Below are 11,293 nucleotides of genomic sequence, written 5' to 3' on the forward strand. Positions count from 1 at the left end.
AAATGAACAATCAAGAAGAAAAATCCATCTTGCAAAAAGAAGTGTCGCGGCGTGATGTTTTAAAGATCGCAGGGATCGGGGGCGCCGGAGTGATCCTCGGTGCTTCAGGATTGACGGGAGCATTAACTGCTTTCGGCGCGAACCCGTTTATAGATGATGATCAAACGGCTGCCAATAAAGTCAAATTTTATGGCAAACACCAGCCGGGCATTTTAACGAAGAGTCCGGAACACGTTTATTTTGTCTCGTTAAATTGTACGGCGAAGTCTAAAAAAGAGCTAAAGGAAATGTTTCAGCTCTGGACAAATTACAGTGTTCGCCTAATGAATGGACAAGTAGTCGAGCCTTACACAGAAAATAAGCTGCTTCCGGCAGGAGATACAGGCGAAGCAACAGGGCTTGACGCTTCTCATTTAACATTGACATTCGGTGTGGGACCGAGCTTGTTTGAGAAAAAAGAGCTTGGACTGCAGCATATGAAGCCGAAAGAGCTCGCGGATCTTCCGCATTTTCCTAAAGATCAGCTGGACCCGAACTATGTGGGCGGTGACATTTGTATCCAGGCATGTGCAGATGATCCCCAAGTCGCTTTCCATGCGGTCCGCAACTTAGTCCGTGCGGCGAGAGGAAAGGTCACGATGCGCTGGTCGCAAACAGGATTTAATTCCTATGAAATGAAAAAGAAGAAGAAGCAAACACCGCGCAATTTGTTTGCATTTAAAGATGGAAGCGGCAACCCGAACGTGGATGATGCAAAAGCAATGAATGAAGTAGTCTGGGTGCAGCCTGGTGAATCAAAAAGCTGGCTGACAGGCGGGACGTACTTAGTGGCAAGACGCATTCAAATGCATTTGGAAACGTGGGACCGTACAGCTTTGACGGAGCAGGAGGCTACCTTCGGACGTCACCGTGACAGCGGGGCTCCGCTTGGAAAAACTGGAGAATTTGACGATATGGAGCTTGACCGGAAGGAAAACGGCCAACCGGTTGTGCCGGTTACTTCCCATGTCCATTTGGCAAAGCAGGTGAAGGACCGGATGCTTCGGCGCTCATTTTCTTATTCGGATGGCATTAACCCAAATACCGGTGCTTTTGATGCGGGTCTATTATTCCTGTCTTTCCAAAAGCATCCGAAACAATTTATTAATATCCAAAACAGTTTCGGGCGGACCGATAAATTAAACGAATACATTACCCATCGCGGCAGTGCGCTATTTGCCTGCTTCCCGGGTGTGAAAAAAGGCAGCTATCTTGGAGCGGAGTTGTTTAGCTAAGGAGAGGGTTAGATGAAAAAGCTTGTTATTTTATGTAGTTTGCTGTTGTTCCTGCTTTCTCCTATGCAACTTTCAGCCGTACAAGCCGAGGAAGATTACGGTGAGTTATTTATCTCAGTCGGCGATGCTATGATGAAAACAAAAGCGGAAGACTGGAAAGCTGTTGAAACACTGATCGGCCAGTTAAACGACGACTGGAAACAAGTAGATCCAGGTAAAAGCAAAGAAGCAGAAAAAGTAGACAAGGCATTATCAAAAGCAAACAAAGTGTTAGGCAAACATGAAAAAGAATCGATGCTTGAGGCTTTATCTGAGGTTTCGCATGCGCTGATCGCATTTGAAAAAGAGCAAAATCCGGTCGATGAAAAACAGCAGCGGCTTGAGGTGAAAACCGCCTTTATGCCAATTCTTGCTGATTTAAAAACCGCAATTGAAAAAGAAGATGGCGAAGCGGCTTATGCTCAATATCAAACATTCCTGGCAGCCTGGAACCGGAAGGAAAGCATCGTGCGTGAACAGAGCATTCCCTACTATGGACAGATTGAAACGCAAATGGGCTTTCTTCGCATCGCCCTGCTGCAGGATGAGAAAAATTTCGACCAAATAAAGGGCATTTACAATAAGCTCGAAAGCGCAGTCACTGGCTTTGCTGCCGGCAAGGAACTGAAAGCGGAGAACAACAATTACTCTTTGCAAACATTAGTTGACTTGCTGGGAAAAGCCGATCAATCCATTGATGATAACAAGCCGGAGGAGGCTGTGTCCGTACTTCAGGAGTTTTTAACCGTTTGGCCGTCTGTTGAAGGAGACGTACGCACGAGAAACGGCAGTTTATATACGAAGCTCGAAAGTGATATTCCTGTCATAGCCGGAAAGCTTTCGTCTTCAGATGCCAATGTGGTGAAAGAACAACAGAAGAAAATTAAGGAATATAAACAAGCAGTTGACCTGTTGCAGGAGAAGAAGAATTATACGATGTGGGACGCAGCCCTGATCATGCTTCGCGAAGGATTAGAGGCGCTGCTCGTTGTTGCAGCCCTGATCGCTTTCTTGCGCAAAGCAAACGCTTCGCAGCATCAAAGATGGATTTGGCTCGGTGCTTTGGCTGGCGTGGTGATGAGCATCGTTGCAGCTATATTCATCAATATTGCTTTTTCTGCCGCTACAGCAGGGGCGAACCGTGAAGCAATCGAGGGAGTGACCGGGATCCTTGCGGTAGTAATGATGATTGGTGTTGGTGTCTGGCTCCATCAAAAATCAAATATGAAAGCATGGAATCGGTACATTGAAAAGCAAATGGGCACAGCCCTGTCTACAGGAAGCATCATTTCAATGGCTTTTGTCAGCTTCCTGTCGATCTTTAGAGAAGGAGCCGAAACCATTATCTTTTATATGGGAATGGCGCCATCCATCAGCACGGGCAAATTGCTTGCCGGCATTGTGCTGGCTCTTGTCATTTTAACGGTATTTGCCTTTTTGCTTATTCGATATAGTGCAAAAATTGCTGTGGGTCCTTTCTTTAAGATCGCCACTATTTTAATTTATTTCTTGGCGTTCAAAATACTTGGCGTCAGCATTCATGCCTTGCAATTGACCGGCCATATCGGCACAACACAAATTCAAAGCCTGCCGATTATTAGCTGGCTCGGTTTTTACCCGACATGGGAAACCATCGCTCCTCAGGCTGTGCTGTTAGCGATTATTGCCGTAACTGCCATATGGATTCAAAAGAAAGAGAAGGCAGCATAAACTGCTGAAGGCGGATTATAGCTCCTTGTTGTTTTCTAGACATTTAGTGGTCTCAAGCTCCATACACCCTCAATGAAAAGCGGGTGTATGGAGCTTTTTTATTTTGCTTGTGAATGGAAGCTGTTGATTTCCAATCCATCAACAGCGTGTACAGTTTCTGCGAAAATGAAGATAAGCTTGAATATGGAAAAGGATTATTTTACTGTTTATATAGAGGGAGAGAGGATAAAAGGTTTAGAATAAAAAAGCCCGGGTATTAAAACATTTTATTGGGGAAAGGAGACAACAAGCGAAAGCGGGAGATAACCATGGGAAAAGATAAACTCAGGCGCTGGACAGCCTATTGTCCCTGCGTCAATCAGTTTGTTAACCAAGAGCTGTCATACACTGGCCGGACCTCGGAAAAAAAAGATGTGATTACGACGTGTACAGGCATTGAAGATCGATGCTCCAATTGTCTGTTCTTAATGGGATCGCAAATATATAAATAGAAAGAGCGCGTATGGATGGATAGTTTTCTAAGGCGCGACAAAAGAAAAGGGGACCCTTCGTTTAGCTGTTTTATATAAACAAAGTCAAAAGATATATGGACTGATCGCCCAATCCACATGGAGCGATTTTTTATTTCGCCATCTGATTCTGGTATGGCTGGGAAAGGGAGGAAATACATTGAGCTTTGCATTTGATCATGTTGTTCATTTTGTGGAGAATCCTGAGAAGGCGATGGCTTGTCTGCAGAAGCATGGGGTGGCAGCCACAGAAGGCGGCATCCATGAAAACCGGGGAACGTATAATGCCGTCAGTTATTTTGATTTAAGCTATATTGAGCTGTTAAGCACGTACGATAAAGAGCTAGTTCAACAAACGGAGCATCCTCAGCATAGTTTTTTGGAAACAGTTGTGAAGGAACAATTTACTGAAGGATTTTCTCGGGTAGCGCTTCGAACAACAGATATGGAAGAAGCGGCAAGCCGCTTTTGCCAAAAAGGGCTGGTCGTAAATGGACCCGAAGCATTTAGCCGTAAGCGGCCGGATGGCAGCCTTGTGGAATGGCAGCTTCTTTATATCGGTGATCCGAATGGAGGAATGGAGCTGCCGTTTATTATTCAATGGAAAGAAGAGGACGAGGAGAGAAGGAAGGATTTGGCGGAACGGCAGGTTATTCAGCCGCATCCGTCTAAGGCGGAATTCTCTCATGTAACCTTTGCTGTCCATCAGTTGGAGAAAACGGCTGAACAGTGGGCGGACTGGCTTGGTGCTAAGGCAGGAGAGGTGTTTGTTGATGAGGCACTCCAAGCTAGGTGCCAGTCATTGGAATTTGACGGCGGACGTTTCGTGTTCAGCAGTCCGGTTGCAGATGGAGTAGTGGCAAGTATTCTTCAGGAAAAAGGAGAAGGGCCGTTTCAAGTGACTCTCTCTAGCCCGACAGACAGCTGTTCCTTTAGGATGTTTGGCGGCATTTATAAAATAGACAAGCGCTGAAAATTTCTTTTTCAGCGCTTGTCTATTTTATTTTATGGGCGAATGGGTCAGTTGATTTCCATTCCATCTTCGCTGCCATGAATCTTGAGAAATGCCCTGGACAAGCGACTTAAAGAGGTTTGTCTTTCGACCGGATCGTTTGGAAACCATTTAAAAACCAGAAAGAGTTCAGAATGATGTCATTCTAAGTTCTTTTTATATGGCTAATGGGAGAATCGTTTTATTTGGAAGGGGACAGGGTAATATAATCCCTAAGCCGTTGCTTTTTGGTTCATAGGCTTGAATAGGGTTCGTTGTCTCATACATAAAACAGGTTAAAGGAGTTGATTCGCATGGCATCCAGCCGTCCGATTCCTAAAGAGAAAGGATTCGATCACACGCTCGCCCTGCTCGAGGAAGGTTATCAATTTATACCGGAACGGCGAAGTGAGCTGCAGTCAGATATTTTTCAAACACGCATTCTCGGGCAGAAAGCGATTTGTATAGCTGGAGAAGAAGCCGCTGCCCTTTTCTATGATGAACAGCTTTTTACACGCAAGGGAGCTGCACCAAAGCATGTCCAAAAAACCTTGTTCGGAGAAAATGCGATTCAAACACTGGACGGAGAGGAGCATAAGCAGCGCAAGCGGATGTTTCTCTCGATGATGACCCCGGGCCGGCTGGATGAACTTGCTTCTATAACCCGCCGGCAATGGCAGGAGAAAGTTCCTGAGTGGGAGCAAAGGGATGAAATTGTCTTGCTGCATGAAGCGGAGGAAATCATGTGCCGGATTGCATGTGAGTGGGCCGGTGTACCGGTGACAGAGCCTGAGGTCAAGCAGCGGGCGATCGATTTCGGCCTGATGATTGATACTTTTGCTGCCGTCGGATCAAGATATCGGGAAGGCAAGAGAGCGCGGACCAGGTCAGAAAAATGGATTGAAAAAATTATTAAGCAGATCCGTGCTAAAAAACTGCATCCGCCGGAAAATACGGCCGCTTATATTATCGCCTGGCACCGCGAATTAAATGGGAAGTTGCTGAGCGACCGCATGGCGGCTATAGAATTAATTAATATACTGCGGCCGATCGTCGCTATCGGCCGCTTTGTTACCTTTGGAGCATTGGCGCTGCACGATTATCCTAAGGCGCGCGAGAAAGTAAAAGAGGATGAAAAAAATTACAGCCAGATGTTCGTCCAAGAGGTGCGCCGCTTTTATCCGTTTGGTCCGTTTACAGGAGCAAGGGTCAGAGAAGACTTTGAATGGAGAGGGTATCCATTCAAAAAAGGCACGCTTGTCATTCTCGACATTTACGGAACGAACCATCATCCGGACCTTTGGGAAAACCCTGATGCGTTTCAGCCGGAGCGCTTTGAAGATTGGAAGGAGAGCCCGTTTTCTTTTATCCCGCAGGGCGGGGGAGATCACTACATGGGACATCGCTGTGCGGGAGAATGGGTAACGGTGCTTGTAATGAAAGAAAGCTTGGAGTTTTTAACGAGAGACATAGCCTATGAGGTGCCGGAGCAGGATTTGACCTACGATATGGGCAGAATTCCGGCTGTGCCGGCAAGCCGCTTTGTGATGAACAATGTGCGGGCAGCCAGCCGCTGAAATAATGGGGAAGAAGCGTGCTTTGGAAGTGCGCTTCTTTTCTGTTCTGCAGGCGGCCGGCTTGCAAAGGATGGAGAAAACAAGATATACTTAGTTAAACGGTGGAAACTTTTTTTGTTTTTTTAGTTTCAGTCATTGCAGGAGGATGATAAATGAAAGCTCGGATTATGAAAGCTTTTTTAGAAGAGATTGATGATAAAGGAATGAAGTTTACGATGGATGACCTGGCAAGAAGGCTAGGCATTAGTAAGCGGACGTTATACCAAAATTTTTCTTCAAAGGCGGAAATTTTGGATGCGATCATCGACTCTACCTTAGTAGAATTTGATGAAAAAACAGAGCGGATTGTAAGCGATCCAAACTTGTCGCTCATCGAGAAAATAAAAGGGGCGATTACTGTTGTCCCGAAATATCATGAATTTTACGACTGGAAAATTTTGGAGCAAATGAAAAAGACGTATCCCGAGCAATGGGAAAGAGTCAATGCTGCGCTGAATCAGTGGGATGCACTGCGTGAATTAATTGAAAAAGGTATCCGCGAAGGGCTTATTGTTGATCAAAATGTGCCTTTTCTTATTAAGGTAATTGTTGATGCCACCAATTCTACGCTTGATCGGCAGTTTTTCTTGGAAAACAGCATTACAGTTACCGAAGCATTAGATTCGATTGTTGATATTTTGTTATTTGGCCTTGTGAAAAAGGACATGAAATAAGGAATCCGGCCTGTTTAGTCCGGTTTTTTTCCTCCTTTTAAAAACTGAAAAAACAAAAATAGTTTTCTTGTTTTATATTATTCTGAAAGCGAGATGGAAGTATGGGCCTCCGTATACGTGAGGTAACGGCTGATAATTGGAAAGCAATTGCTGCTTTATCGGTCGATGAAAGTCAGAAGGAATTTATTGAAAGTAATTTGTTTTCATTGGCACAATCTAAATTTGAACCGCAATGGAAATCTGTCGGCTTATATGATGCGGATGTGCTGGTCGGATATGCTATGTATGGCCGTGATCAGTCGACAGGGCGCGTTTGGCTGGACCGATTTATGATTGACCTGCAATTTCAAGGTCAAGGCTATGCCAGCCGTTTTCTCCCCGGATTGCTTGCTGCTATTCAGCAGCACTATGATTGTGATGTGATTTATTTAAGTGTTTATCCTGAAAATGCGAGAGCACAGCATGTATATGAGAAGTTTGGATTTAAATTAAACGGCGAGATCGACAAAGCCGGATTGGTTCATGGATTGGTCATGAAGCTGGATGTACAAGAGAGGAGGACATCATGAGTTCCACATCAGCAGCACTTGAGCAATTAGACCGCCAGCCGGTAGGACGCATTTTTTTGCGCTATTTAATCCCTTCTATGATCGGCATGCTTTTGATGGCCGTTAATATTGTGGCTGACGGCATTATGGTGGGAAACAGGCTCGGTCCTGTTGCGTTGGCTGGCGTAGGGATTGCCGCTCCGGTTTACACCATTTTTGTTGCTCTTTCCCTATGGATCGGCGTCGGGGCTGCGACCAAATATTCGATAGCTATGGGAGCGAAGAAAACAGCCCATGCCCGCATGATTTTTACCCACGCTCTTTTTTCCATTTTCTTGTTCACTCTCGCAATCGGCCTGCTGGCTTTTTTCTTTCGCCACCCTCTGGCATACGCGCTGGGAGCCAACGAGGAAACCTTGCCATTTGTTTCTGATTACTTACTCGTTATTTTGCTGTTCGGCTTCGTATTTACAGTTGAAAATACCTTTAGTATCTTTGTCCGCAATGACGGGGCACCCAATCTTTCCATGGCTGCGCTCGTCGTTGCAGCGACAGTGAATATCGTACTTGATTATGTGTTTTTATATGTGTTTGATTTCGGGGTGGCAGGTGCTGCTTTTGCTACGATCATTGCCTCATTTCTAGCGATTATCGTGCTGGCGAGCCATTTTTTCAGACAAACGAATAACCTGAAAATCGTGCGTTTCTCTTTTGATAAGAAGCTGTTTTTAGGAATTATTATCGTCGGCTTCCCGAGTTTTCTTTCGGAAATAGGGATTTCGGTTTTTACGATTTCCCATAATCTTGCCTTTGAGCGCACGTCTGGAACAGATGGTGTAGCTGCTTTTTCCATTTTAAATTATGTGCATAGTGTCATGCTGATGATGTTTCTGGGGATGGGGTCAGGCATTCAGCCGCTGATCAGCTATTATCACGGAGCCGGCAATAAAGGCCGCAAGCGGGAAACTATGCAAAAAGCGACTTGGACTGCTATATTGGCGGGAGTTATTTGTTTTCTGATTGGCCAAGCTGCTGCCCAGCCGATCGTTTCCATCTTTGGCGATTTTCCGGCTGATGTAACAGCGCTTGCTGCTGCGGGGATACAATTGTTTTTTATTGCTTATCTTTTTACAGGAACCAACTTTGTGATGATGACTTACTACCAATCAGTCGGCAATGTCCGGATGGCTACATGGATAACAGCAGCCAGGGAAATTGTTGTCATGCTTGTCTTTTTGCTCGTGCTGCCGCCGATTTTAGGCATGAACGGCATTTGGCTGGCCATTCCGGCATCGGAATTTGTCGTCTTTGTGAGCATATATTTATATCAGCGCAGGGCTAAATAAAAGAGTGCCCATTACAGCAGTAAGCGCAGCGCCTGTAATGGACATCAACAGTCCCAAGCTGCAAAATAAAAAAACTGCGGACAAACTTCCCAGTTTCATTGAGTTTGTCTGCAGTCTGAAATGGGCGCTCTGAAAGAGCGCCCATTTTTACATTTAATAGACTTTATCTCCATTAAAAATGGAGTTTTTAACAACGACATAATCAACGTTGCGGATAGCTTCAAGCTTGTTGCCGCCTGCATAGGAGATAGAAGACTGGAGATCTTGTTCCATTTCAGTCAGAGTGTCCTGTAAAGAGCCTTTATACTCGACATACATTTTCTTGCCTTCTACATTTTTTCTTTCGCCTTTTTGGAATTCTGACGCAGAGCCGAAATACTCTTTATAGACTTTTCCGTCCTTTTCAAAAAGTTCACCTGGAGATTCTTCATGACCGGCAAACAAAGAGCCAACCATCACCATCGACGCGCCGAAGCGAATAGATTTGGCGATGTCGCCGTGCGTGCGGATGCCCCCGTCCGCAATAATCGGCTTGCTTGCTGCTTTGGCGCACCAGCGCAGCGCCGCTAACTGCCAGCCGCCAGTTCCAAATCCTGTTTTAATTTTAGTAATACATACTTTTCCTGGCCCAATACCCACTTTTGTAGCATCTGCGCCAGCATGCTCTAATTCTCTTACCGCTTCTGGTGTACCGACATTGCCTGCAATTACGAAGCTGGCAGGCAAGTGTTTTTTAATATGGCGGATCATTTCGATTACCGCATTGGAATGGCCGTGAGCAATATCAATTGTAATATATTCTGGGATCAGCTGCTCCTCTGCCAGCTGTTCGACAAAACTGTATTCTTCTTCTTTGACACCTACACTAATAGAGGCGAATAATCCGCGTGCCTTCATGTCTTTAATGAAGTCCGTGCGCTCCTCTGGTTTAAAGCGGTGCATAATATAAAAGTAACCGTTTTCCGCCAAGTAAACGGCGATTCTTTCGTCAATGATCGTTTGCATATTTGCCGGTACGACAGGCAGCTTGAATGTGCGCCCGCCTAAAGTAACAGTTGTATCACATTCAGAACGGCTATTTACTATACATTTCGCCGGAATTAATTGAATATCTTCATAATCAAATACATTTTCCATATTAAACACTCCTAAAAACGAATATTAAAGTTTTGTTGATGAAAAAATGTTCGTCCAAATGGTAATTTACATTATTTTTAAGCGGATGTCAAAGTTTTTGTGGTAAAGATTTGGTTCCATCGTTAGATCATCTGTTGCCTGTATAGACTTTCCGGGCCTCTAAACAATAAAATAGACAGCACGGACCCGCACTGCCTAAAGAAAAGCTGTATTAATTCGTTTCTGAATGTGTAATAGCAGTTTGTGCCAGCTTGGAGATGGTCATATCATCCATCGGCGGATTATGAAGCCCGGCCCTGACATCCCGATAATATCTTTGCAGCGGATTCGACATTTGCAGGCTTTTGGCGCCCGCTAACCTCATCGACAAATCAACAATCTTAATGGCTGAATTGGTGACGATATGCTTGGCGGCTGCCAATTCATTCGTTATCAGCGGGCGGCGTTCCGAGTCGTCATAAGCTTCCGCCACACTATAAAGAAAGTGACGCGCCTTCATTAATTCCAAGTCAATCTGTCCTATCAAATTTTGCACGTTTGGCAGCTGGCTAATCGGGCCGCTAATGCTGTTAGGAGAATGTTCAACAGCAAACTTCAGCGCATAATCGCGGGCGGACTGGGCGATGCCTAAATAACAAGCCGGAATATGAAGAATCCAGCCATTGATCTTATCGCCTCTTGGACCGTTGTTTAGTTCGACGAAATTCTCTTCGTCTACTTCTACCTCATCAAGAACAAGGTCGTGGCTTTCTGATCCTCTCATCGCGATCACATCCCAAGTTTCTTTAATCGATAATCCTTTAGCTTCTCTGTCAATTAAGAAAAAACCAATTCCTTGTTTTTCTTCGACCCAAGCTGAAACGAGAAAATGAGTGAGCACAGGTGACATGGTTGTAAAGTTCTTTTGCCCTGAAATCACCCATTTCGCGCCTTTTTTCGCTGCGTTTGTTCCGGGGCGGCCGCCGCGTGTCGGGCTCCCGGTTTGCGCTTCGCTGACCGCTCTGTTTACTAACGCCCCGCTCAAGATTTCCTCAGCAAACGAAGCCAATTTCGTTTCTTGCCACAGCTTCTTCTCATACAGCTCACCGACAACGCCTTGATGCCAGCCGATCGCCAGCCCGGTTACGCTATCGAGGCTGGCGATCGTTTCTTGAAAAAGAACCATATCGGTGACACGGATACCGCCGCCTCCATATTCAACGGGCAAGGTCAGCTTTGTATATCCCGCCTCCACAAGAGCTTTCACATTTTCTTTTGGAAAGGCTGCTTCTTTATCATTTTTCTGTGAATCTCTTTTAAAGTCTTCTTCCAGTTTGGATAATGTTTCGAGCCACTGTTTCTGAAGGCTGGTTCTGATAAATAAATCCTTGGACACATTCCACACTTCCTTCATAAAATCAATTATTTGCCGTTACTTTTCATTCAAGACGTATTCATTGGAAACGTCAA

The 11,293-nt window shown here is 45.2% G+C and carries 9 protein-coding genes; 7 read left to right on the forward strand and 2 right to left on the reverse strand.

The genetic code is table 11. The annotated features are described in order from the left end of the window. Positions 1-2 precede the first annotated feature (2 nt). The 7 genes from efeB to B1A98_RS00155 all read left to right on the forward strand — a co-directional run bounded on the left by efeB (position 3) and on the right by B1A98_RS00155 (position 8,707). The gene (efeB, locus tag B1A98_RS00125) at positions 3-1,274 is read left to right on the forward strand and encodes an iron uptake transporter deferrochelatase/peroxidase subunit (RefSeq protein WP_041099350.1); all 1,272 of its coding nucleotides are present in this window, start codon (positions 3-5) and stop codon (positions 1,272-1,274) included. Positions 1,275-1,286: 12 nt separating this feature from the next. Further along, on the forward strand, positions 1,287-3,023 hold the full coding sequence (locus B1A98_RS00130) for an FTR1 family iron permease (protein WP_063384270.1): 1,737 nt from the start codon (positions 1,287-1,289) through the stop codon (positions 3,021-3,023). Positions 3,024-3,692: 669 nt separating this feature from the next. Further along, positions 3,693-4,505, forward strand: a complete 813-nt coding sequence (locus B1A98_RS00135) for a VOC family protein (protein ID WP_063384269.1) — start codon at positions 3,693-3,695, stop codon at positions 4,503-4,505. Positions 4,506-4,837: 332 nt separating this feature from the next. Further along, a complete protein-coding gene (locus B1A98_RS00140) occupies positions 4,838-6,100 on the forward strand; it encodes a CYP152 family fatty-acid peroxygenase CypC (RefSeq protein ID WP_063384268.1) in 1,263 nt (420 codons plus the stop codon). Positions 6,101-6,252: 152 nt separating this feature from the next. Next, on the forward strand, positions 6,253-6,813 hold the full coding sequence (locus B1A98_RS00145) for a TetR/AcrR family transcriptional regulator (protein ID WP_041113017.1): 561 nt from the start codon (positions 6,253-6,255) through the stop codon (positions 6,811-6,813). Between the two features lie 101 nt (positions 6,814-6,914). Next, a complete protein-coding gene (locus B1A98_RS00150) occupies positions 6,915-7,382 on the forward strand; it encodes a GNAT family N-acetyltransferase (RefSeq protein ID WP_041113018.1) in 468 nt (155 codons plus the stop codon). Beyond that, complete coding sequence (locus tag B1A98_RS00155) at positions 7,379-8,707, forward strand: MATE family efflux transporter (RefSeq protein WP_041099363.1); 1,329 nt, start codon at positions 7,379-7,381, stop codon at positions 8,705-8,707. The genes B1A98_RS00150 and B1A98_RS00155 overlap by 4 nt, the downstream gene beginning before the upstream one ends. 153 nt (positions 8,708-8,860) lie before the next feature. Here the strand turns inward: B1A98_RS00155 and guaC are convergent, their stop codons facing one another. Continuing rightward, positions 8,861-9,844 carry a GMP reductase gene (gene guaC / locus B1A98_RS00160; protein WP_041099367.1) on the reverse strand — a complete coding sequence of 328 codons (984 nt, stop codon included), beginning with the start codon at positions 9,842-9,844 and terminating at the stop codon, positions 8,861-8,863. 211 nt (positions 9,845-10,055) lie between these two features. Further along, positions 10,056-11,237, reverse strand: coding sequence for an acyl-CoA dehydrogenase family protein (locus B1A98_RS00165; protein ID WP_041113019.1), 1,182 nt, complete (start codon positions 11,235-11,237; stop codon positions 10,056-10,058). Between the last annotated feature and the right edge of the window lie 56 nt (positions 11,238-11,293).

Source organism: Pseudobacillus badius, from assembly GCF_002189605.1.
GTDB lineage: Bacteria > Bacillota > Bacilli > Bacillales > Domibacillaceae > Pseudobacillus > Pseudobacillus badius.

Coding starts and splice junctions, on each gene's coding strand:
- efeB (WP_041099350.1), top strand. CDS start 3: ATGAACAATCAAGAAGAAAAATCCATCTTGCAAAAAGAAGTGTCGCGG.
- B1A98_RS00130 (WP_063384270.1), top strand. CDS start 1,287: ATGAAAAAGCTTGTTATTTTATGTAGTTTGCTGTTGTTCCTGCTTTCT.
- B1A98_RS00140 (WP_063384268.1), top strand. CDS start 4,838: ATGGCATCCAGCCGTCCGATTCCTAAAGAGAAAGGATTCGATCACACG.
- B1A98_RS00145 (WP_041113017.1), top strand. CDS start 6,253: ATGAAAGCTCGGATTATGAAAGCTTTTTTAGAAGAGATTGATGATAAA.
- B1A98_RS00150 (WP_041113018.1), top strand. CDS start 6,915: ATGGGCCTCCGTATACGTGAGGTAACGGCTGATAATTGGAAAGCAATT.
- B1A98_RS00155 (WP_041099363.1), top strand. CDS start 7,379: ATGAGTTCCACATCAGCAGCACTTGAGCAATTAGACCGCCAGCCGGTA.
- guaC (WP_041099367.1), bottom strand. CDS start 9,844: ATGGAAAATGTATTTGATTATGAAGATATTCAATTAATTCCGGCGAAA.
- B1A98_RS00165 (WP_041113019.1), bottom strand. CDS start 11,237: ATGAAGGAAGTGTGGAATGTGTCCAAGGATTTATTTATCAGAACCAGC.